The organism is Mycobacterium sp. OAE908 (assembly GCF_017872775.1).
Classification (GTDB): Bacteria; Actinomycetota; Actinomycetes; order Mycobacteriales; family Mycobacteriaceae; genus Mycobacterium.
In genome coordinates this window covers 1044568-1065842 of sequence record NZ_JAGGJL010000001.1, presented here as the reverse complement: position 1 = coordinate 1065842, position 21275 = coordinate 1044568, and the positions used below count along the sequence as shown (strand labels likewise).

Annotated in this window: 21 protein-coding genes; 12 read left to right on the top strand and 9 right to left on the bottom strand. The window is 65.7% G+C overall.

Annotation, left to right across the window (positions count from 1 at the left end; all coding sequences use genetic code 11):
* Positions 1 to 90 precede the first annotated feature (90 nt).
* From J3E61_RS05120 to J3E61_RS05110, 3 genes are all read left to right on the top strand, one after another.
* Positions 91 to 1197 (top strand): hypothetical protein, encoded by a 1107-nt coding sequence (locus J3E61_RS05120; protein ID WP_210082831.1) that lies wholly within the window; start codon positions 91 to 93, stop codon positions 1195 to 1197.
* 21 nt (positions 1198 to 1218) lie between these two features.
* On the top strand, positions 1219 to 1953 hold the full coding sequence (locus J3E61_RS05115; protein ID WP_210082830.1) for a hypothetical protein: 735 nt from the start codon (positions 1219 to 1221) through the stop codon (positions 1951 to 1953).
* Between the two features lie 83 nt (positions 1954 to 2036).
* Positions 2037 to 2633 carry a hypothetical protein gene (locus J3E61_RS05110; RefSeq protein WP_210082829.1) on the top strand — a complete coding sequence of 199 codons (597 nt, stop codon included), beginning with the start codon at positions 2037 to 2039 and terminating at the stop codon, positions 2631 to 2633.
* A gap of 81 nt (positions 2634 to 2714) precedes the next feature.
* Here J3E61_RS05110 and J3E61_RS05105 read toward each other — a convergent pair whose 3' ends face one another.
* Positions 2715 to 3512, bottom strand: coding sequence for an encapsulin (locus J3E61_RS05105; RefSeq protein WP_210082828.1), 798 nt, complete (start codon positions 3510 to 3512; stop codon positions 2715 to 2717).
* The gene (locus J3E61_RS05100) at positions 3509 to 4540 is read right to left on the bottom strand and encodes a Dyp-type peroxidase (RefSeq protein ID WP_210082827.1); all 1032 of its coding nucleotides are present in this window, start codon (positions 4538 to 4540) and stop codon (positions 3509 to 3511) included. The genes J3E61_RS05105 and J3E61_RS05100 overlap by 4 nt, the downstream gene beginning before the upstream one ends.
* Before the next feature lie 43 nt (positions 4541 to 4583).
* On the opposite strand from J3E61_RS05100, the gene J3E61_RS05095 reads away from it, so the two are divergent.
* Positions 4584 to 5840, top strand: a complete 1257-nt coding sequence (locus J3E61_RS05095; RefSeq protein WP_210082826.1) for a M18 family aminopeptidase — start codon at positions 4584 to 4586, stop codon at positions 5838 to 5840.
* A 15-nt stretch (positions 5841 to 5855) separates the two neighbouring features.
* Entirely contained in the window at positions 5856 to 6203 is a 348-nt protein-coding gene (locus J3E61_RS05090) for a VOC family protein (protein ID WP_192724193.1), read from the top strand.
* A gap of 213 nt (positions 6204 to 6416) precedes the next feature.
* Here J3E61_RS05090 and J3E61_RS05085 read toward each other — a convergent pair whose 3' ends face one another.
* Positions 6417 to 8228: a thiamine pyrophosphate-requiring protein gene (locus tag J3E61_RS05085; protein ID WP_210085437.1), complete on the bottom strand. Its 1812-nt coding sequence runs from the start codon at positions 8226 to 8228 to the stop codon at positions 6417 to 6419.
* A 77-nt stretch (positions 8229 to 8305) separates the two neighbouring features.
* Here J3E61_RS05085 and purL point away from each other — a divergent pair, with 77 nt between their 5' ends.
* The 4 genes from purL to J3E61_RS05065 are packed head-to-tail and all read left to right on the top strand — an operon-like array spanning position 8306 to position 13733.
* Positions 8306 to 10582 (top strand): phosphoribosylformylglycinamidine synthase subunit PurL, encoded by a 2277-nt coding sequence (gene purL, locus J3E61_RS05080; protein WP_210085436.1) that lies wholly within the window; start codon positions 8306 to 8308, stop codon positions 10580 to 10582.
* Between the two features lie 7 nt (positions 10583 to 10589).
* Positions 10590 to 12314, top strand: coding sequence for an alpha/beta hydrolase (locus J3E61_RS05075; protein ID WP_210082825.1), 1725 nt, complete (start codon positions 10590 to 10592; stop codon positions 12312 to 12314).
* Positions 12314 to 12955 carry a CPBP family intramembrane metalloprotease gene (locus J3E61_RS05070; protein ID WP_210082824.1) on the top strand — a complete coding sequence of 214 codons (642 nt, stop codon included), beginning with the start codon at positions 12314 to 12316 and terminating at the stop codon, positions 12953 to 12955. The genes J3E61_RS05075 and J3E61_RS05070 overlap by 1 nt, the downstream gene beginning before the upstream one ends.
* On the top strand, positions 12942 to 13733 hold the full coding sequence (locus J3E61_RS05065) for an SDR family oxidoreductase (protein ID WP_210082823.1): 792 nt from the start codon (positions 12942 to 12944) through the stop codon (positions 13731 to 13733). The genes J3E61_RS05070 and J3E61_RS05065 overlap by 14 nt, the downstream gene beginning before the upstream one ends.
* A gap of 11 nt (positions 13734 to 13744) precedes the next feature.
* Here the strand turns inward: J3E61_RS05065 and J3E61_RS05060 are convergent, their stop codons facing one another.
* From J3E61_RS05060 to J3E61_RS05050, 3 genes are all read right to left on the bottom strand, one after another.
* Positions 13745 to 14620, bottom strand: coding sequence for an LLM class flavin-dependent oxidoreductase (locus J3E61_RS05060; RefSeq protein WP_210082822.1), 876 nt, complete (start codon positions 14618 to 14620; stop codon positions 13745 to 13747).
* A gap of 111 nt (positions 14621 to 14731) precedes the next feature.
* Positions 14732 to 15154, bottom strand: coding sequence for a PPOX class F420-dependent oxidoreductase (locus J3E61_RS05055; protein WP_192724188.1), 423 nt, complete (start codon positions 15152 to 15154; stop codon positions 14732 to 14734).
* A 40-nt stretch (positions 15155 to 15194) separates the two neighbouring features.
* Entirely contained in the window at positions 15195 to 16400 is a 1206-nt protein-coding gene (locus J3E61_RS05050) for an MCE family protein (protein ID WP_210082821.1), read from the bottom strand.
* Between the two features lie 16 nt (positions 16401 to 16416).
* Between J3E61_RS05050 and J3E61_RS05045 the strand changes: the two genes are divergently transcribed.
* The gene (locus J3E61_RS05045; RefSeq protein ID WP_210082820.1) at positions 16417 to 16812 is read left to right on the top strand and encodes a hypothetical protein; all 396 of its coding nucleotides are present in this window, start codon (positions 16417 to 16419) and stop codon (positions 16810 to 16812) included.
* A 133-nt stretch (positions 16813 to 16945) separates the two neighbouring features.
* Complete coding sequence (locus J3E61_RS05040; RefSeq protein WP_192724185.1) at positions 16946 to 18472, top strand: amidophosphoribosyltransferase; 1527 nt, start codon at positions 16946 to 16948, stop codon at positions 18470 to 18472.
* Here J3E61_RS05040 and J3E61_RS05035 read toward each other — a convergent pair.
* Positions 18469 to 19428: an NAD(P)H-binding protein gene (locus tag J3E61_RS05035; protein WP_192724184.1), complete on the bottom strand. Its 960-nt coding sequence runs from the start codon at positions 19426 to 19428 to the stop codon at positions 18469 to 18471. The two genes, J3E61_RS05040 and J3E61_RS05035, sit on opposite strands and share 4 nt — an antisense overlap.
* 24 nt (positions 19429 to 19452) lie before the next feature.
* The gene (locus J3E61_RS05030; protein WP_210082819.1) at positions 19453 to 19884 is read right to left on the bottom strand and encodes a cupin domain-containing protein; all 432 of its coding nucleotides are present in this window, start codon (positions 19882 to 19884) and stop codon (positions 19453 to 19455) included.
* Positions 19885 to 19991: 107 nt separating this feature from the next.
* Here J3E61_RS05030 and J3E61_RS05025 point away from each other — a divergent pair, with 107 nt between their 5' ends.
* On the top strand, positions 19992 to 21065 hold the full coding sequence (locus J3E61_RS05025) for a phosphoribosylformylglycinamidine cyclo-ligase (protein WP_192724182.1): 1074 nt from the start codon (positions 19992 to 19994) through the stop codon (positions 21063 to 21065).
* Here the strand turns inward: J3E61_RS05025 and J3E61_RS05020 are convergent.
* Positions 21062 to 21253, bottom strand: a complete 192-nt coding sequence (locus J3E61_RS05020; RefSeq protein ID WP_192724181.1) for a DUF3073 family protein — start codon at positions 21251 to 21253, stop codon at positions 21062 to 21064. The two genes, J3E61_RS05025 and J3E61_RS05020, sit on opposite strands and share 4 nt — an antisense overlap.
* Between the last annotated feature and the right edge of the window lie 22 nt (positions 21254 to 21275).

The following is a 21275-nucleotide window of genomic DNA, read 5'->3' as shown; positions in this document are numbered from 1 at the left end:
CTGTCCTCATCGATGCGTCGGCAGCCGGTGCCCGGATGGACAACGACCGCGAAGGACCTAGGTCTTCCGCCGGGAACAGTAGTGCGGCCGGTGGGCAATATCGGCGATCGTGGCGTCTTCCTGGGTATTACAGGCGAGGGGTGGTGGCTGCTTGGCCTCGACGTGACGAATGGTCGGCGTGTGTTCGGACCGGTGCGCCTCGGATCGGCCGGTGATGCAACGGATTTCAACTGTTACGTCAACGGCCCACCCGCGGTTCTGTGCGTACGACAAGGGCCTGACCCCAAACTGCCGTCAACCGCCTGGGCGGTCGATACGTCGTCGGGCACACTAACCTTCGACGGTCCTACCGATCTGCGCGTAGCGAGAACGGACGGTCAGCCCATTCTCGAGCAGATCGGCGACTACGCCGTTGCGACCGTCACCGGCAAAGGCATCTACGGAGTGGGATCGCGCGGCGAGCTGACCTGGTTCGTGCCCGGCAACGGCATACTTCCCGCTCAGTTCACCAAGATGGCGCGCGACAGCGCTCCATCGACGCTCGCAGTACAAGGCAGTGGCCAGGTAAGTGACATCGTGTTCTCTGTCGTCGACGGAAAAATTGTGAAACCTGCTGTCCCGCAGAATGTTCAGCTTGGTCAGGCGGTTGTCTATCCCGGGGGCTTCGGTTACGAATACACCGAGGGACCTGATCTCACGGAACGGGTCGCCTTCTTCGACAACACCGGCAAGAAGATCGGTGAGCCGGAGGGGGATGGCCGTCTCGAGACCCGCTCCTTAGACCTCCCCGTTGTGGGATCGGCTTCCAGCAATCGTGTTTACAGCATCGATGGCAGAAAGCTGCTCGACCTGCCGCCGTCGGTACCGTCGCCAGATGCACGTCTGATCGGGTCTCGGTTCTACATTTCGACCGATGCCGACCATCGAAGATGGCAGCAATTCGACTTGCGAACGGCCAAGGCAGGGAAAGCGTGTGAAGGCGCAAGCCTCGGTTACCAGTACATCGCGTCAGATGGCGAGGTTGCGGTCGCCCTGACGGCGGAATCGCCTGCACAAGGTGTCGACCTAGCGACCTGCGACACGCTGTGGTCGATTCCGGGTTCCGCGCCGAACGAAGCCAAAGAGGTGTGGAAGGTGAACACGACATTGGTTCAACGCACCGACGACAAGCTCTTCTCGTTGGTGGCTCCCCACTGACGGCCAGGAAGTCCGCCGCTGATGAAGATGTCCACTGCGATACTGGCCTGGCTTTTCTTCGGCACCATCGGAACTGTGGCCGCGTTTTTGGCTGTGCGCAGTCTGGTGCGTGGTGAGTACCCGTCGGCCGTTGTGGCGCTTGGTGGCTGCGCGTTCTGCTACGGGTTGATATTTCCTGTGGCTAAGGCTGTCCGAGGCACGGTGACTCCACGCGTAGAAGTCGACGACGCGGGCACGACGTTTCGGCCCGATCGCGTCATCGACACATCCATCCAGGTGTCGCTCGCCGGCGCCGTCGTAGCCTGCGCCCTGATCGTGGTACTCGTACCACTCGGGAAGCTGGATATCCCGGTGCCACCCTTCATGCGCTACTCGCTGCCGTTTGTCAGCGCCGTGCTTGTGGCGATGGGCGCACCGATGCTGTGGCGAACTGTAAGTCGGGGCAGCACCAAGTACCTGCGCATGACGCGGGCCGGATTCGAGTTGTCAGAAGGTTTTCGGTCAAATTCGGGGGACTGGGAGCAAGTCCACGACGTCACCGACGAGGAACCGAGCAAACAGGCGCCAACACCGAACGCGATCGTGTTCGTCATGTCAGACGAAAGCACCGCCACGATCGCAGCCGGTGGGATGACACCTGGCGGTGCAGCATTGCGAGAACTCGTCCGGTTCTATTGGCAGCACCCAGAATCCCGGGGCGAACTCACCGACGGGAGAGCGCTCAAGCGTCTCGCGCAGCTTCAAGCGAAGAACTGAGCCACCTGCACTGAGAGCAATTTCGCATTCCCCACATAATCCGCCTGTCACAATTGGTGCACGCTGCAGAAGGGGCACGGTCGATGATCGTCTTGACAGACCACGTGCATACCTGGGGTTGCACCGCCACGGTTCACTACTCCCACGCACCGCACTCAGTCGTCGCCCAGTCAACGCTGGCGCTGCATCTGGAGTTCAACTCCAATCTTCCGCCACATCCAATGTTCCGCAGTTATGCGCTCTTTCAGAACGTCGTCGTCAACGGGGCGGCGACCGTGGTGAACGGACCTTCCTTCGTCGCGGCGGGCGTGACCGAGATGCACTTCCAGTTGATCTCCGACAACGGTGCTGCGGCCGCCGTCGTCAACCAGTTCGACACCACGGGCTCATTCAGCGGGCCACCCCAAACGGCCAGCAGTGTGCGGATGGTCTCCTTTCATCGCCCGTCGAACGGAACCGCCGCGTACGTCCACACCACCAAGGTTTATGCCGGCGGCCGGGACATCCCTGAAGACGAAGCCGTCCAGACGGCGATGCACGGCCTGGCGGGCCTCGGCTTGAACCCGGCAGATCTCATCATGAAGGTGACGACGGACGCCGCACACCTAGCTCGTCCGCAACGCCTTGATCTGGAAACGAATGAGCTCGTCGACGAGGTAACCGATCCACGGATCGGCTAATCGAGCGCCGCGAGCGTGCGCGAAATGTACGCAAATTACCGCGTGTCGGCGTGCAGACACGCACGCTCGGCGTAGTTGGGGCTAGGGAGTCAAGGCGACTGAGGCTTCGGCCGTATAGCAGAGGAACGTCAGCGTCTCCTCTAGATAGAGCTCGACATTGTCGGCGTCGTGCGACAGGTAACCGATCGACACGTCGGTGCCCAGCTGCAGGTCGAAATCGCCGCCGCGCGTTGACAACACGAACGCACCGTCGATCGCGGGGGCCCAGATGATGTCGCCGTCGACCAGCCGGTTGAGGTGCTCGCGGATCGGATAGCCGTGTTCGGTGGTCTCGCTGACCTTCGTGTACACATCGGCCGACAGCAGCACGCAATAGGGCCCGTCGACACCCGCGAGCCGCAGCTCCGACAACGCTTGGGCAATCACGTCAGGGATCTCGCGTGCATCCTGCGGCAGGGCCAGCGCCGGGTTCGAGCTGCACGCCCGAATGCCCTCGATGGACGCGGCCTCATACCCTTCGAAGATCGCGCGGTCCTCCACGAACGCCAGCTTCTTCGCCGCGTCCTTCACCGGATCCCAATCCGAATCCTGCGCACCGCGTTCGACATCGTCAATTGCTGTGCGCGACACCGTGAACGGCACCCGCAACCGTACCAGCGGCTTGCTGTCGCGCAGATGCGCCACCACTCCGTCGCCCGGCGCCGTCACATCGCTGAGATGACCCGTGCTGATCGCCGCGGTCACCGGCCCGCCCGGTTCGCTGACGTCGACCACACGCCGTCCCGCGATGTGCCGCTTGAACGTTCGCGTCGCTTCCTCTTCGATCTGCGCCCACGCGCCTTCGGTGATCGGAGCCAGATCGCGATACAGGTTGTTCATTGGCGGGTTCCTTTCAGGCTGCCGATACCCAGCGAGCCGTTCCTGACGGGCGCGGCGGTGACTTCGGGCTGCTCTTCTTCGGGCTCCGAATTCGGAAGCGGGGGAGGGTCATTGAGAAAGTCGACGATCGGCGTGAAGAACTTGCCACCGGTGATCGCGGTCGAGAACTCCAGGATGTGGTCGGTATTGCCCGGCGGGTCGCCGATGAACATGTTGCGCAGCATCTGCTCGGTGACCGCGGCGGTGCGCGAGTAGCCGATGAAGTACGTGCCGTACTCGCCCTTGCCGATCTCCCCGAACGGCATGTTGTGCCGGACGATCTTCAGCTCGTTGCCGTCTTCGTCCTCGATGACATTCAGCGCAATATGCGAATTCGCCGGCTTGACATCGTCATCCATCTCGATGTCCTCGAGCTTGCTCCGCCCGATCACCAACTCCTGCTCCGTGACCGACAGCGCATCCCACGCCGACATGTCGTGCAGGTACTTCTGCACATGCACATAGCAGCCGCCTGCGAAATCAGGATCCTCGTCGCCGATCTCGGTGGCGGACACCGCAAGTGGGCCGTCCGGGTTCTCGGTCCCGTCGACGAAGCCGAGCAGATCCCGGTTGTCGAAAAACCGGAAGCCGTGCGTCTCGTCGACGACCGTGACCGGTCCCAGCGCCTTGACGATGCGGCCGGCCAGCTCAAAGCACATGTCCATCGACATGGCCTTGATGTGGAACAGCAGATCCCCTGGCGTCGCAGGCGCTTCGTGGCGGCCCCCGGTCAGCTCGATGAACGGCGTCAGCTCAGCGGGACGCGGGCCGGAGAACAGCCGATCCCAGGCATCCGATCCGATCGATGTGACCACCGACAACCTCTTGTCCGGGTCACGGAAGCCGACGGCGCGGACCAGTCCAGCGATGTCGGGCAGCGCGTCGTGGACTTCTTGGACCGCCCCCTCCTCTTCATTGATGGTGACCACCAAGAAGATGGCTGCAGGTGTCAACGGCGCCGTTACCGGTTGCGGCAGTGGGTCGGGCACCGTTCGACCTTATCGTCAAGATCGTCGGCAATGATGGTTAACCATGTCCGCAAGTGCACAGGGGCTGTGCGAGTTCATCGACGCCTCACCGTCGCCGTTCCACGTCTGCGCGACGGTGGCGCAGCGCCTCGTCGACGCAGGGTTTACGGAGCTGTCCGAGGCCGACGCCTGGCCCGCCTCGGGCCGCTTCTTCACCGTGCGCGCCGGCTCGCTGATCGCGTGGATCGCCGGCACCGACCCGAACACCCCGTTCCGCGTGGTCGGCGCGCATACCGACAGCCCCAACCTGCGGGTCAAGCAACACCCCGACCGCTTCATCTCCGGCTGGCAGGTTGTGGCGCTGCAGCCATACGGCGGGGCGTGGCTGAACTCGTGGCTCGACCGCGACCTCGGCGTCAGCGGCCGATTGTCACTACGCGTCGGCAACACCGTTGACCATTGGCTGGTCCGCATCGACGAACCGATACTGCGGGTGCCGCAGTTGGCGATCCATTTGGCCGAGGACCGCAAGGCGGTGGCGCTTGACCCCCAGCGGCACGTCAACGCGGTATGGGGCGTCGGCAGCGGCAGCCGATCGTTTCTCCGTTACGTCGCCGAGCATGCAGGCGTCGCGGAAGCCGATGTTCTCGGCTACGACCTGATGACCTACGACCTGACGCCCTCACGGCTGGCCGGCGTCGACCAAGAGCTTGTCAGCGCACCCCGGTTGGATAACCAAGCCACCTGCTACGCCGGCCTCGAAGCGCTGCTGGCCATCGAACCCACCGATCACGTTCCGGTGCTCGCCCTCTTCGATCACGAGGAGGTCGGCTCGCAGTCCGACCACGGCGCGCAGTCCGACCTGCTGCCGACGGTTCTGGAGCGGATCACGCTGGCGGCGCGCGGCAGCCGGGAGGACTTCCTGCGACGGGCGTCGCGCTCGATGGTGGCTTCGGGCGACATGGCGCATGCCACCCATCCGAATTACCCCGAGCGGCACGAACCGGGCCACCTCATCGAGGTCAACGCGGGCCCGGTGCTCAAGGTGCAGCCCAATCTGCGGTACGCCACCGACGGGCGCACCGCGGCCGCCTTCGCGCTGGCATGCGCTCAAGCGGAGGTCCCGCTGCAGCGCTACGAGCATCGCGCCGACCTGCCATGCGGCTCCACCATCGGCCCGATGACCTCCGCGCGCACCGGCATCCCCACCGTCGACGTCGGTGCCCCGCAACTCGCCATGCATTCTGCGCGCGAGGTGATGGGTGCCGCCGATGTCGGCGCCTACTCCGCCGCGCTTCAGGCTTTTTTGTCACCCCTGTGATCTAGGGTCGGCGCCATGGCGCTCAATGTGGAATCGATCACCTTCGACACAACCGACCCCGACAAGGCCGCGCAGTGGTGGGCACAAGCCGCGGGCGGGCAGCTAACCCCTTATGTCCCTGGCGAATACGTCGCCGTCGAACGGCAGCCGGGCCCCAAGCTGCTGTTCCAGAAGGTCGCCGACCCGACGCCGGGGAAAAACAAGATCCACCTCGATTTCTCCGCCGCCGACGTCGACGCCGAGGTGAAGCGGCTCGTAGATCTCGGTGCCACCGAAAATGGGCGGCACAGCATGGGCCCTGTCGCCTGGGTGGTGCTCACCGACCCGGAGGGCAACGCCTTCTGCGTCACCGACGAGGGCTGACCTGGTGATCGTCTAATTCCGCGGCGGCGAGGTGGTTCTGCAATCGAAGGAGGCACTGCTCGGCGTACCACAGGACGTTGTAGTTCCTGTCGCTGAAGTCAACGACGCTGCAAGGTTCGCCGGCGGCGGGCACGAGTAGCACGTACCCGCCGTTTGCCGAGCGCAAACCCGGGGCGTCGCTGACGTAGGTCTCGAGCCGCAGCGCTCGAGCGCCTACGCGCCGCTTTTGGGCGACAAACCCGCGCGCGTAAGGAGTTCCGCCGCTTTGTTTTTCGCAATTTCTCCGACTACATGCCAGCCGTTCGGGTCGCCCTTGAGGAGGGCCTCGGTCATCGACTTCATCTCGTCGTAGGTGGTGTGTGGCGGGATAGGGGGTACCTCGGGATCGGTCCGCATGTCGAGCACGATGGGTTCGTTGGTCGCCAGCGCCTGATCCCATGCCGACCCAACCGCGTCGGGGTCGTCGACGGCGATCGCCTTGAGCCCCATCGTGCGGGCCACTTCGGCGTAGGACACGTCGGGCAGTGCCTGCGACTCGTCGAACTTCGGCGCGCCGCCCATCGCGCGCAGTTCCCAGGTGACGTGGGAGAGGTCGTTGTTGTGGAACACGCACACCACCAGTCGCGGATCCGACCACTGCCGCCAGTACCTGCGGATGGTGAGCAGTTCGGCCAGGCCGTTCATCTGCATCGCGCCGTCGCCTGCCAAAGCGATCACCGGCCGGTCCGGGTGTGCGTATTTGGCGCCGATCGCATAGGGCACCGCCGGGCCCATGGTCGCCAGCGTCCCCGACAGCGACCCGCGCATGTCCGGGCCGAACCGCAGACAGCGCGCGTACCAGTTGGTCGACGACCCCGAGTCACCGACGACGATCGCGTTAGCAGGCAGCCGGCTGGATAGTTCCCACACGACCCGCATCGGGTTCACCGGATCGGCCGACAGCATGGCCTGCCGTTCCACCGTCTGCCACCACTGTGCGACGTTGGCCTCGACGGTGTCCCGCCACGAGCGCTCCGTCTTGCGGGTCAGCAATGGAAGCAGTTGCACCAGAGCGGTTTTGGCGTCCGCAACGATGTTGACCTCGGTGGGATAGCGCATGCCGATATTGGCGCCGTCGATGTCGATCTGCACCGCGCGGGCCTTGCCGTACTCGGGCAGGAACTGGCTGTACGGGAAGTTGGACCCCACGATCAGCAACGTGTCGCAGTCCCGCATCAACTCATAGCTGGCCCTGGTGCCCAGCAGGCCGATCGACCCCGTGACATACGGAAGGTCGTCGGAGAGCACGTCCTTGCCCAGCAGCGCCTTCGCCACACCGGCGCCGGTGCGTTCGGCCACCTCGTGGATCTCGGCCGCCGCACCGCGGGCACCCTGCCCCACCAGAATCGCGACGCGCGATCCGCTGTTCAGAATGTCGGCGGCCAGTGAGACCGCATCGGGATTCGCGGTCAGCACCGGTTCGACGTCGTGTGGCGCGCTCGACGGCACCTGTTTGAATGCGTGCGCCGGTGGCTCGTAGGCCTCCTCCTGCAGATCCGACGGGATCACGATCGCCGTCGGCGCACGCCGCGCCCGCGCGGTCCGGAACGCGCGATCGAGAGCATTGGGCAGCTGGCTGGCGACGTTGACCTCGACCAGGTAGTCGCTGGCCACGTCCTTGAACAGGGTCTGCAGGTCGACCTCTTGCTGGTAACTGCCGCCCATTGCGCTGCGTGCCGTCTGCCCGACGATCGCCACCACCGGGGTGTGGTCGAGTTTGGCGTCGTAGAGCCCGTTGAGCAGGTGAATCGCGCCAGGCCCCGACGTCGCCATGCACACGCCGACCTCGCCGGAGAATTTCGCGTAGCCGGTGGCCTGAAACGCCGACATCTCCTCGTGGCGCGACTGGATGAACCGCGGGTTGTTGTCGGCCTTGCCGAACGCGGCGATCAGCCCGTTGATCCCGTCGCCGGGATAGCCGAAGACCTGGCCGACGTGCCATTCGCGTAGACGGGACAAGATGTAGTCGGCGACGGTTTGGCCCATACGCGTCGCGATACCCGCCATGATCGGCGCCAAACTAGACTGGCCGGGTGACGTCGGAGCTAACCCACGGCCTGAATATCGCTGACACCGTCGACCACGCCACCGCCACTCCCGAGCAACCTCAGCCGTTTCGCGAACTCGGCCTGAAGGATGACGAGTACCAGCGGATACGCGAGATCCTCGGCCGTCGGCCCACCGACGCCGAGCTGGCCATGTACTCGGTGATGTGGAGCGAGCACTGCTCCTACAAATCCTCCAAGGTGCATCTGCGCTACTTCGGTGAGACCACCACCGAAAAGATGCGCGAGGCAATGCTCGCAGGCATCGGCGAGAACGCGGGCGTCGTCGACATCGGCGACGGCTGGGCGGCCACCTTCAAGGTCGAGTCGCACAACCACCCGTCCTACATCGAGCCGTATCAGGGCGCGGCCACCGGTGTCGGCGGCATCGTCCGCGACATCATGGCCATGGGTGCGCGCCCGGTCGCAGTCATGGACCAACTGCGGTTCGGCGCCGCCGACGCGCCCGACACCCGCCGGGTCGTCGACGGTGTGGTGCGCGGCATCGGCGGCTACGGAAACTCGCTGGGGCTGCCCAACATCGGTGGGGAGACCGTTTTCGACGCCTCCTATGCAGGCAACCCGTTGGTGAACGCGCTGTGCGTCGGCGTGCTGCGCAAGGAAGATCTGCACCTGGCGTTCGCGTCGGGCACCGGTAACAAGATCATCCTGTTCGGGGCGCGCACGGGTCTCGACGGCATCGGCGGCGTTTCGGTGCTGGCGTCGGAGACATTCGGCGGCGACGAATCCGGTGCGCCGGGCCGCAAGAAGCTGCCAAGCGTTCAGGTGGGCGACCCCTTCATGGAGAAGGTGCTCATCGAATGCTGTCTCGAGCTGTACGCCAACGACCTCGTCGTCGGCATCCAGGATCTCGGCGGCGCCGGATTGTCTTGTGCCACATCGGAACTCGCGTCTGCAGGCGACGGCGGCATGCGTATCGAGCTGGACACCGTGCCACTGCGGGCGGCCAACATGACGCCGGCCGAGATCCTGTCGAGCGAGTCGCAGGAACGGATGTGTGCGGTCGTCACGCCGGAAAACGTCGACAAGTTCATGGCCGTATGCCGCAAGTGGGAGGTGCTGGCCACCGTCATCGGTGAGGTCACCGACGGCGACCGGCTGCAGATCACCTGGCACGGCGAGACCGTGGTCGACGTGCCGCCGCGCACCGTCGCCCACGAGGGTCCGGTCTACGAGCGTCCGGTGCAGCGTCCTGACACTCAGGACGCGTTGAACGCCGACACGTCGGCCAAGCTTCCGAGGCCGTCGACGGGCGACGAACTCAAGGCGACTTTGCTTGCGCTGGTTGGCAGTCCGCACCTGTGCAGCCGGGCCTTCATCACCGAGCAGTACGACCGGTACGTACGCGGCAACACCGTGCTCGCCGAACACGCCGACGGCGGGGTGCTGCGCGTCGACGAAGCGAGCGGGCGCGGCATCGCGGTGTCCACCGACGCATCCGGGCGCTACACCCAGCTCGACCCGTACACGGGCGCTCAGCTCGCGCTGGCCGAGGCGTATCGCAACGTCGCAGTGACCGGTGCGAAGCCGGTTGCGGTGACCAACTGCCTCAACTTCGGCTCGCCCGAGGACCCCGGCGTGATGTGGCAGTTCAGTCAGGCCGTCCGTGGCCTCGCCGACGGCTGTGCGGCACTTGGCATTCCGGTCACCGGCGGCAACGTCAGCTTCTACAACCAGACGGGGACCGCGCCGATCCTGCCGACGCCGGTCGTCGGTGTGCTGGGTGTCATCGATGATGTCAAGCGCCGCATTCCGACCGGCCTCGGGGCAGAACCCGGCGAAACGCTGATCCTGCTCGGCGACACCCGCGACGAGTTCGACGGGTCGATCTGGGCGCAGGTCACCGCCGATCATCTCGGTGGGCTGCCGCCGCGCGTCGACCTGCCGCGCGAGAAGTTGATCGCCGAGGTGCTCGCCGCCGGGTCTCGTGACGGGATGGTCTCGGCTGCGCACGATCTGTCCGAAGGCGGGCTGATGCAGGCGGTCGTCGAGGCGGCCCTTGCTGGCGAAACCGGGTGCCGCATCGTACTTCCCGAGGGTGCCGATCCCTTTGTCACGCTGTTCTCGGAGTCCGCGGGGCGGGTGCTGGTCGCGGTGCCCCGCACCGAGGAGAGCAGGTTCACCGCGATGTGTGAGGCCCGTGGCCTGCCCGCAGCGCGCATCGGGGTCGTGGACGAGGCCAGCGACGCGATAGAAGTACAAGGCTTGTTCACGGTTTCGCTGGAGGACCTGCGCAGTACGTCGGAGGGCGTGCTTCCCCGGTTGTTCGGGTGAGCTTCGGGTGACCGGGGCACCTCGCGAACGACATCCGCTACTCGTCTGGGCGTGGAGCCTGGTCCACCTCGACTTCACCGGGATCGCTTTCGGTGCGCTGTTCTTCTGCCTCTCGCTGACCCCTTCGCTGCTCCCGCGTGACTGGCTGTTCCAGGGACTGATCGGTGGGCTCAACGCGGCGATCGGCTACGGCATCGGCGCATTCGTGGAAAAGATGTTGCGGCGCTTCGTGGTACGTCGCCTCAAGTGGTGGCCGCCGCCGAGGCGGGCGATGTATGCCGTGAAAACGGTGATCGTCGCGGGATCTGCGACGGCGTGTGTGCTGATGATGATCCCCGCTGCGGCATGGCAACGTCAGGTGTCGGCGGTGATGGGCATGGAGGGCCCGCACACGCTGGGTTACCTGCGCACCCTGATCGTCGCGGTGCTGGTCGGTGCGGTGTGCGTCGGGGTAACTCGGGTGCTGCTCGACCTCATCAAGACGATGGCCCGCTTCTTGATCAGGCGTTGGCATCTGCACGACGAGATGGCGTTGTTCATCGGCACCGCGATCGTCGTCGTGTTGGCCATCACCCTGATCAACGGTGTGCTGGTCCGCGGGTTCCTGGCAGGCGCCAACCGGGTGTTCCAGCCGCAGAACACCACCACCCGCGAGGGGATCGTGCAGCCGCAGCAGCCTGAACGTTCCGGCAGCCCAACATCTTTCGCGCCGTGGGACACGCTCGGCTTCCAGGGTCGCAACTTCGTCGCCACTGGTCCGCACGCCGACGAGCTCACCCGGCTCAACGGTAAACCCGCCAAGGAGCCGGTACGCGTTTACGTCGGCCTGAACACCGCCGACGACGACGAGAGTCGAATGGCGGTGCTGCTGAGCGAACTCGAGCGCACCGGGGCTTTCGACCGCAAGCTGCTCGTCATCGTCCCGACTACCGGCACCGGGTGGATCAACCCGATTGCCGCGCGAGCTCTGGAGATGATGTACAACGGCGACACCGCGCTCGTCGGGTCGCAGTATTCCTTTCTGCCGAGCTGGATTTCGTTTCTGGGCGACGAAGAAAAGTCGATGCGTTCCGGCAGGATGATGATCGAAGCGATCCACGATCGGTGGAGCAAGCTGCCGCCCGATCACCGGCCCAAGCTGGTGCTCTACGGCGAAAGCCTCGGTTCGATGGCGGGGCAGGGCGCGTTCGACTGGTTGCCGGACATCTCGCGGATGGGCTTCTCGTCGGTGCTGTGGGTCGGGCCACCCAACGCCAGCCCGATCTGGAGCGGCATCATCGCGCGGCGCGATCCCGGCACCACGGCGGTGAACCCACGCTACGACAACGGGCGCACCGTGCGGTTCTCACAAGGCGTCGACGCCAACGAGATTCACAGCGACACGATGTCGCCATGGGAGGGCACCCGGGTGCTGTTTCTGCAGCATCCGTCGGACCCGATCGTGTGGTGGTCGCAGGATCTGCTGTTCGACCGCCCAGACTGGTTGAGGGAACCGCCGGGCCGCGACCGCACCTCGTCGATGCGCTGGTATCCGATCATCACGTTCTGGCAGGTGGCCGCGGACATGACGAACGCCTCGTCGGTTCCCGGTGGACACGGCCACAACTACGGCGACTTCGTGCTCGACGGCTGGGCCGCCGTCGCCCCGCCCGACGGCTGGACGCAGCACGACACCGAACGCATCCGCATCGCACTGGAGAAGACGGAAGCCGAAGACGGGCCCGAATACTGATGCGGCCCAGTAAATTACGCGCGGTCGGCCTGGCTGCGGCAATGGTGGGGTGGAGCTTTGCCGCACCGCGAGTGCGCTGGCATCCGATTCCCAACGCGGCGCTTGGCACCGGGCTCGTCGCAGCAACCGGCTCGCCGCTGGGCCTGCGCCCGCCGGCGTTGTGGTCGGGCATCCGGTACGGCTCTGCGGCAGGCGCCGTCGCGGCGCTCGGTGTCTTCGCGACCAGTGCGTTGCCGCCCGTGCGCCGGGCGATGGCTGCGCGCGAGCTACCCGAGCATCCCGCCCGCTGGCTGCTGCTGAGCATTCCGATCGGCACGGTATGGCCCGAGGAAGCCGCCTACCGCGCCACGCTTGGCGCCGTCGCCGAAGAGGCGTTCGGCGCGACGCGCGGCCGGCTGTTGCAAGCCGCGGCGTTCGGGTTGTGGCACATCGTCGATGCCCGGGTCACCGGCCAACCGGTGCTGGGCACCGTGCTGTTCACCGGCATCGGGGGCTGGTTGTTCGGCTGGCTGCACAGGCGGTCCGGCAGCCTGGCCGCGCCGATGCTGGCGCACCTGGCTGTGAACCAGGCAGCCGGACTGGCCGCTCTTGGCGTGCAACGGCGCGCCAGGCAGCTAGGGTCTACCAATGGTCAGCGCTGATCGCGCGAGCTCGCGCACATTCGTCGTCACCGGAGTCGCGTCGGGCATCGGTCTTGCGACCGCGCGTCGGCTGTTGGCCGAGGGCGGCACCGTGATCGGCACCGACTTGGCCGCCCCGCCAGACGATCTCGGTGCGCGGTTCGAGTTCGTGGCGGCCGACATCAGCGACGAATCCGCGGTCGGCTCGGTGTTCACCGCGGTTCCTGATCGACTCGACGGCGTCGTTCACTCCGCTGGCGTGGCCGGTGGCGGTCCCATCCATCTGCTGCCGCAGTCCGAATGGGAACGCGTGATCGGAATCAACCTGACCGGGACGTTCTTGGTCGCCAAGGCAGCGGTGGCCAGAATGATCGAGCAGCCACGGGTGGACGGCGAGCGCGGCTCGATCGTCACGCTCGCCAGCGTCGAGGGCCTGGAGGGGACCGCGGGCGGCAGCGTATACAACGCCTCGAAGGGCGGCGTCGTGTTGCTCACGAAAAACATTGCGCTGGACTATGGTCCGAGTGGAATTCGGGCAAATGCCATCTGCCCCGGCTTCATTGACACGCCGATGCTCGCCAGCGTGATGGGCCTGGACGGAATGGAGGGCCCACTGCGCTCCATCACCGAGGAACATGCGCTGGGCCGCCGAGGTCAACCCGACGAGATCGCCGCGGTTGCGGCTTTCCTTGTCTCCCTTGACGCGTCGTTCGTGACGGGCCAGGCGATCGCGGTGGACGGCGGCTACACCGCCGGCCGCGACCACGGTGTGGTCAAGCTCTTCGGTTTTCCCGACTGAGGTGATGCGGCTCAACCACGCATTGCCGGAATGGTGTGGCCGGCCAGCTTTTCGAACTCGGCGATGCGGGTGCTTGGCGGCATCTCGAAGACGAACTCCGTCATGCCGATCGCGCTGAATTGGTCGACCAGCGCCTCGAAAGAGATTGGCTGGTGCCAGAAGTCGAACGGCCCGAACGGGGTGTACGACCGCCGCAACGACGTCGGCTCCCTGCCGTTGGCCACGCAGAGCTCATCGAGCAGTTTGTTCTGGCGAGCTGTGACCGCGACGATGTCGTCGGCGTCGTCGGTGATGGGGCCGATGGTGTTCCAGACGTCGGCGCGCTCGGCGGTGATGCGCAAGACGGTCGGTGATTGACCGCCCGTGATAAGGGTCGGACGCGGTCGTTGGATTGATTGCGGGGTGGTCGGAACGTCTTTTGCCCAAAGCCATTCACCGTTGTGCGTGAAGCGCTCTTCGTCGCCGCGCAGTATGCCGTCGAGAATCGCAACGTAGTCCGCGAAGCGGCCGGCTCGTTCGCGCGGCGACCACGGCTCCTCGCCGACGGCGTGGTGGTCCCATTCGAACAGCCCGGCCCCGATGCCAAGGTCCAGGCGCCCGCCCGATAAGTGATCGACGGTGAGCGCCTGCCGGGCCAACGTCGCGGCAGGTCGCAGGATCGGATTGCTGACCAGTGTGCCGATGCGGATGCGTTCGGTGGCCTCGGCGGCCAGCGGCAGCACGCTCCAGCCATCGAACCAGGCACCGTCACGATCACGCAGATCCGAGCTGTGGTCGGGTAGGAAAACTTGGTCGAAACCGAGTTCTTCCAGCCAGCGGAACTGCTTGGGCAGCTCCAACAGTGAGGCGTCCGGGTACAGCATCACTCCGAAGCTCAAGGTGGCCATTTGGGGCGCGCTCCATCTATTGCGTTGTGGCAGGGGGCTTTCCACATTAGGTGCCACTGCGGGAACCGCAAGTAGGCACCATTTGGTGCGTTAGGCACCGACGCGTAAGAATTAGACGTCGCGACGGTCCGCCTGTAGCTGATGGGGCTCGCTGAGTTGATCGTCGATGCCGAAGCTGATGATGCGCCGCGGCGTCACCCGGATGATCGCGGTGTCGAGTTCGTCGCCTGCTGCGCCGTGTGAAGGCGGGATCTCGGCCTGTTCGGCTGTGCCGCGGATTTCCAGGCAGCGCACCCGCCACGGGTCGCGTGAGGTGATGTCGTCGACGACGAACGCCACCTTGTTGTTGTGAGCGATGTTGCGGAACTTCTGGCTCTTCGACATCCGATAGCCCGCAATGTCGATGGTGCCAAGTTCTTCGTTGTAGCTGAACCCCACCGGGCTGTTCTGTGGTGTGCCATCGGGCTGGATGGTCGCCAGCCGGCCCAGTTCGGCCTGCTTCAGGAAGTCGAGTTCATGCGGTTTGAACGTCATGACCCCAACGTAGAACCTCAACAATTCTTGAGGTCAACCGTCATGGGTTGATCGTGTACTCGCCGACCTGTCTGCCCCAGACGTAGTCGACCAACAACGGCTGGGCGAGCTCGACGTGGTTGTACGGCGCGATGGATGCGCCGGTGTCCATCACCAGGTACGGCGCGGGCCACAGGTTTCGGCTGATGTCCTGCCAGCAGCCGGGCCGCCCCTCGGGACCGCCGCGGGCGTTCACCCGCGGCAGGTTGTCCGGATAGACGTACGGATTGCCCGCTCCCGCCAGCACGCCCGACGCTGAGGCCAGCGAGTAGCCGTTGCCGCCGAGCACCGCCGCCGAGCGCTTCTGGACGTTCGAGAACTTGCGGATGGTGCAAAAGATCTCGCCCTGGTACGTGTCGAGGAGTTGCGTCGTGGGAACCAGGTCGGCGGCGCCACGGACCAGATACGGCTCGCCGCGTTCGAAGCTGTCGGCGGCGTCGTTGGCGAACCCGACAGCGGCCATCAGCGCCTGATCGATGTCGGTGCTGTGCTCATTGAAGGTCTGCGCGGTCCGTACCGCGTTGTCCAGCCCGTTCCACAAGTCGGGGGATGCGTTGGCATAGACGTCGGCAAGATCGGCCAATTCGCGAGTGTCCTCATTGATTTGCGGCAGCTGCGGATTGAGGTCGTCGAGGATCTCGTTGCCGTTCTGCAGCGACTGCCCGAACCGGTCACCAAGCCCGGTGATTGCCTCGGCGGCGGCGGCCAGCGTCTGATTGAGCTTGATCGGATCCACCTGCTCGGCGATCGCCGTGACCGTCTCGAACAACGTGTTGAATTCTGTGCTCACGCCCGTTGCGTCGATCACGTCGTGAGACGAAATACGTTGCGGTGAAGGGTTTTCCGGTGAGCTGAACGAGATGTACTTGTTGCCGAACACTGTCGTAGCCTGGATCTCGACCGCGACATTGACCGGAATGTATTGAATGTAGCCGGGTTTCACGTCGAGCGTCATCCTGGCCATCGGGGCGCCACGTTCGTCGGTCATGGCGATTCGGGTAACGCGACCGATCTCGACACCGTTGTAGGTCACCTTCGCGCCGGGCTCGACGACGAGGCCCGCCCGCGGCGACAGCAGAGTCAACTGAGTCTTTCCGGACAGCGCGCCGCGGAATTCCAGATAGATGAAGGATGCAACCGCCGCGACGATCACCAGAAGGACCGCACCGGCTGTTTTGTAGGGCGGCCGGTGGCGGTCGACATGCACTTTGAGAATCTAAGGTATGGCCGCCCGCCGCAGTGTCGATCCGGCGAAGACCCGCGCCGCGGTGTCAGCCGTCGCCGAGTGGTTGCACGATCCCAACCGCTCCGAACCGGGCCGATCCGAGCTCGGCGAGGCGGTGCGGTTGACCGCGCGCACCCTGGCTGCCATGGCACCGGGCGCCAGCGTGGAAGTCCGTGTGCCGCCGTTCATTGCGGTGCAATGCATTTCGGGGCCCGAGCATCGGCGCGGCAATCCGCCCAACGTCGTCGAAACCGATCCACGCACCTGGCTGTTGCTCGCCGCCGGACTGCTCGACGTCGCCGACGCCGCCGCCACAGGCGCTGTGCAGTTGTCCGGGTCGCGCGCAACTGAGATCGGGCAGTGGTTGCCCTTGGTCACAATCGACGGTCGGTAACGGAGATGCGGAAATGTCTGGGGCCGGCAGTTTGTTGATGTGTTGCGCGACACTTTGCCGCGATTCCGTGATTACTCGGTGGTAGCCGTAGACTGAACACGTCTACCCACCCCGCCCTGGGAGCAGCCATATTGTGACCGGCCAGCAGCAGACCGATCCAGAACCCCGCGAAGAGTGTGGCGTATTCGGCGTCTGGGCGCCGGGTGAAGAAGTCGCCAAACTCACCTACTACGGCCTGTACGCGCTTCAGCACCGCGGCCAGGAGGCGGCGGGCATCGCCGTCGCCGACGGCTCGCAGGTGCTCGTGTTCAAGGACCTCGGCCTGGTCAGCCAGGTCTTCGATGAGCAGACGCTGGCCGCCATGGAGGGCCACGTCGCCATCGGCCACTGTCGTTATTCCACCAGCGGCTCCACGACCTGGGAGAACGCCCAGCCGGTCTTCCGTAACACCGCCGCCGGTACCGGCGTCGCGCTCGGCCACAACGGCAACTTGGTCAACGGCACCGAACTGGCTGCCCGCGCCCGCGATGCCGGGCTGCTGGGGACGCGTGGCGCGCCCGCAGCCACGACCGACTCCGACATCCTTGGCGCCCTGCTGGCCCACGGCGCTGCCGACGCGACGCTGGAGCAGGCCGCACTCGAGCTGCTGCCGACGGTGCGCGGCGCGTTCTGTCTGACGTTCATGGACGAGAACACCCTCTACGCGGCCCGCGACCCCTACGGCGTGCGGCCGTTGTCGCTGGGGCGGCTGGATCGTGGCTGGGTGGTCGCCTCGGAGACGGCGGCGCTCGACATCGTCGGCGCGTCATTCGTCCGCGACATCGAGCCCGGTGAACTGTTGGCCATCGACGCCGACGGCGTGCGCTCCAGTCGCTTCGCCCCGCCGTCGCCCAAGGGCTGCGTCTTCGAATACGTGTATCTGGCCCGGCCCGACAGCACGATCGCAGGCCGATCGGTGCACAAGACCCGCGTCGACATCGGCCGCAGGCTGGCCCAGGAGAAGCCGGTCGAGGCCGACCTGGTGATCGGCGTGCCCGAGTCCGGCATCCCGGCCGCCGTCGGTTACGCGCAGGAGTCCGGCATCCCCTACGGGCAGGGCCTGACGAAAAACGCCTACGTCGGGCGGACCTTCATCCAGCCGTCGCAGACCATTCGCCAACTGGGCATCCGGCTCAAGCTCAATCCGCTCAAAGAGGTCATCCGCGGCAAGCGCCTGATCGTCGTCGACGACTCGATCGTGCGCGGCAACACCCAGCGGTCCCTGGTGCGGATGCTGCGTGAAGCGGGTGCCGTCGAGGTGCATGTGCGGATCGCCTCGCCGCCGGTGAAGTGGCCGTGCTTCTACGGCATCGACTTCGCCACCCCCGCCGAGTTGATCGCCAACGCCGTCGAAAACGAGGACGAGATGCTCGAGGCGGTGCGGCACGCGATCGGCGCCGACACACTCGGCTACATCTCGCAGCACGGCATGGTCGCGGCCACCGAGCAGCCCGCCTCGCGGTTGTGCACGGCCTGCTTCGACGGCAACTACCCGATCGAACTGCCCGGCGAAACGGCGTTGGGCAAGAACGTGATCGAGCAGATGCTGACCACCGCGGCGCGCACCGGGATTCCGCTGCAGGCCGAGAACGACAACGCCTCAGCGCTGCGCAGGCCCTAACGCCCGACCTGCGCCCACTGCGGGTCGGTTGGTAACGGTCCGTTACGCAACGCGCGTGCGACGGCGTCTCGATATCCGATGAGCCCTTGCCTCGGCGGGGGTATCACCGAGTCGATGTCGTGGTCAGCCATGACCGCGTCGACTTCCAGGGATTCGATCAACGGTCGCGCCAGGCCGGGAGGCATGGGCGTGACCAGCCCCACCCACAAACTCGCGATCGTCGGAGTCAGAAACGGTATCGCCACAATCAGCCGTCTGCGCAGGCCGGCGACCTCGGCGTAACCCTGCATCGCCTCGCCGTACTCGAGCACGTCCGGCCCGCCGATATCCCACGTGCGTGATGTCGGCACCGTGACGTCGGCCGCCTCGGACAGATAGTGCAGCACGTCGTCGATCGCGATCGGCTGAATGCGGTTGTGCACCCACTTCGGAGTCGTCATCGCGGGCAGCCGGTTGGTCAGGTGCCGCATCATCTCGAATGACGCTGAGCCAGAACCGATTACGATTCCAGCCTGCAGCACCACTGTCTCGATGTCTGATTCGAGCAGGATGTCACCGACCGCCGTTCGCGATCGCAGATGAGGCGACAGGTCGACGTCCGGCGGGTGCAGCCCGCCGAGGTACACCAGTCGCTTGACATTCGCGCGGCGCGCCGCCGCGACGACGTTGCGCGCTGAGCGGGCTTCCTCGGCCACGAAGTCCTGCGAAGTGCCCATCGAGTGCACGAGGTAGAAGACGACGTCGACGCCTTCGAACGCTGCTGTCAGCGAATCCGGTTCGCCGAGATCACCGCGAACCACCTCTACACGTTCCCGCCACGGCACCGCGGCCAGTTTGTCCGGATTGCGGGCCAGAGTGCGAACCGCATGGCCGCGGTCCAGCAGCACCGGCGCCAACCGGCCACCGATGTAGCCGGTCGCTCCCGTTACCAGGCAGCGGGTCTTGTCGGTAGACACCGACGCCGGATACCCAAATTGTCCTCAGGCGACGCCGCAGCCCGGATCGGGTACATCGACGGCCTGAGGGCTGCCCGCGGGTTCGATGTAGTCGACCCACAGCACCACTGGGTCAGGCCCCAGGTTGCGGCCGTTGTGCACGTGATTCGACCCGCTCTCCTCGGTGACTGCTGAGCCGGCGGGGGAGACGACGTCGGAGCAATCCCCCATCGTGCGGGTGAGGGTGCCCTCGCGGACCACGCCGAACACCCGGCCGTCGTGATAGTGCCAGCCGGTGCTGCCGCCGGGTTGGATGGTGATCTCCTTGGTGATGTAGTCCACGCCGTTGACGGTCGACTGCGAGATGATGACCGCGTCGATGCCGACGCCGGGAGTCGCCGATGCGGGCGCTGACAGGACCGTTGAAGCCGGCACGATCGCCGTGGCGACGAACGCAAACCAGCGAACTGTTTTCATGGTCGGTCACGTTCTCACACCGGGGGTGATCGTGCGAGCCGATCTGCGGGAAGGCTGATGATCGACCGGTTACCGGCGGGTGGGCAACGACGGTAGCCTTGCTGTCGATGACGGATCAAGCCGAACAACACGGCATCTCCTACGCATCGGCTGGGGTGGACATCGAAGCCGGTGACCGCGCCGTCGAATTGTTCAAGCCGCTGGCCATGAAGGCCACCAGGCCCGAAGTGCGCGGCGGGCTCGGCGGATTCGCCGGGCTGTTCGCGCTGCGCGGCGGCTACCGCGAACCGCTGCTGGCTTCATCGACCGACGGTGTCGGCACCAAGCTGGCCGTCGCCCAGGCCATGGACAAGCACGACACGGTCGGCATCGACCTGGTCGCGATGGTGGTCGACGACCTGGTCGTGTGCGGCGCAGAGCCGTTGTTCCTGCAGGACTACATCGCCGTCGGCCGCACGGTTCCCGAACGGGTCAGCGAACTGGTGTCAGGCATCGCCAACGGCTGCGTGATGGCCGGCTGCGCGCTGCTCGGCGGTGAAACCGCCGAACACCCCGGACTGATGGCACCCGACCACTACGACATCTCGGCCACCGGCGTCGGCGTGGTTGAGGCCGACGACGTGCTGGGACCTGAGCGGGTCAAGCCCGGCGACGTGATCATCGCGATGGCGGCGACGGGCCTGCATTCCAACGGCTACTCGTTGGCGCGCAAGGTGCTGCTGGAGATCGACCGGATGAACCTGGCGGGCCATGTCGAGGAGTTCGGCCGCACCCTCGGCGAAGAGCTGCTCGAGCCGACCCGCATCTACGCCAAGGACTGCCTGGCGCTGGCCGCCGAAACCCAGGTCCGGACGTTCTGCCATGTCACCGGGGGCGGGCTGGCCGGAAACCTCGAGCGCGTCATCCCCCACGGCCTCGTCGCCGAAATCGACCGTGGGACGTGGACGCCCGCGCCGGTGTTCGGGATGATCGCGCAGCGTGGCCGCGTCGACCGGGTGGAGATGGAGAAGACGTTCAACATGGGTGTCGGCATGGTCGCCGTCGTCGCGCCGGAGGACACCGACCGCGCGCTGGCCGTGTTGACCGCCAGGCATCTGGATTGCTGGACGCTTGGCACCGTCAAGAAGGGCAGCAAGGACAGCGCCCGTGCCAGCCTGGTGGGCCAGCACCCCCGCTTCTAGGGCTTGATGCGCCAGTCGTCCTCATCGGGCGCCCATTCGTCACCCGATCCGTCGGTGCCGTTGAGATCGCCAGAGCCGTCCGACCCAGCCAGCTCGCGCTGAAGTTGGGTGAAATCAGTCTGCGGTGAGCTGTATTTGAGCTCACGAGCAACCTTGGTCTGCTTTGCCTTAGCCCGGCCGCGGCCCATGGGGGTACCCCCTCGCGCAATA

Excerpts from the sequence above, each read along its gene's own strand:
- J3E61_RS05030 (WP_210082819.1), bottom strand. The coding sequence starts at position 19,884 with ATGAAAACAGTTCGCTGGTTTGCGTTCGTCGCCACGGCGATCGTGCCG.
- J3E61_RS05105 (WP_210082828.1), bottom strand. The coding sequence starts at position 3,512 with ATGAACAACCTGTATCGCGATCTGGCTCCGATCACCGAAGGCGCGTGG.
- J3E61_RS05085 (WP_210085437.1), bottom strand. The coding sequence starts at position 8,228 with ATGGGCCAAACCGTCGCCGACTACATCTTGTCCCGTCTACGCGAATGG.
- J3E61_RS05025 (WP_192724182.1), top strand. The coding sequence starts at position 19,992 with ATGACGGATCAAGCCGAACAACACGGCATCTCCTACGCATCGGCTGGG.
- J3E61_RS05070 (WP_210082824.1), top strand. The coding sequence starts at position 12,314 with ATGCGGCCCAGTAAATTACGCGCGGTCGGCCTGGCTGCGGCAATGGTG.
- J3E61_RS05060 (WP_210082822.1), bottom strand. The coding sequence starts at position 14,620 with ATGGCCACCTTGAGCTTCGGAGTGATGCTGTACCCGGACGCCTCACTG.
- J3E61_RS05110 (WP_210082829.1), top strand. The coding sequence starts at position 2,037 with ATGATCGTCTTGACAGACCACGTGCATACCTGGGGTTGCACCGCCACG.
- J3E61_RS05065 (WP_210082823.1), top strand. The coding sequence starts at position 12,942 with ATGGTCAGCGCTGATCGCGCGAGCTCGCGCACATTCGTCGTCACCGGA.
- J3E61_RS05090 (WP_192724193.1), top strand. The coding sequence starts at position 5,856 with ATGGCGCTCAATGTGGAATCGATCACCTTCGACACAACCGACCCCGAC.
- J3E61_RS05055 (WP_192724188.1), bottom strand. The coding sequence starts at position 15,154 with ATGACGTTCAAACCGCATGAACTCGACTTCCTGAAGCAGGCCGAACTG.
- J3E61_RS05095 (WP_210082826.1), top strand. The coding sequence starts at position 4,584 with ATGTCCGCAAGTGCACAGGGGCTGTGCGAGTTCATCGACGCCTCACCG.
- J3E61_RS05115 (WP_210082830.1), top strand. The coding sequence starts at position 1,219 with ATGAAGATGTCCACTGCGATACTGGCCTGGCTTTTCTTCGGCACCATC.
- J3E61_RS05045 (WP_210082820.1), top strand. The coding sequence starts at position 16,417 with ATGGCCGCCCGCCGCAGTGTCGATCCGGCGAAGACCCGCGCCGCGGTG.
- J3E61_RS05020 (WP_192724181.1), bottom strand. The coding sequence starts at position 21,253 with ATGGGCCGCGGCCGGGCTAAGGCAAAGCAGACCAAGGTTGCTCGTGAG.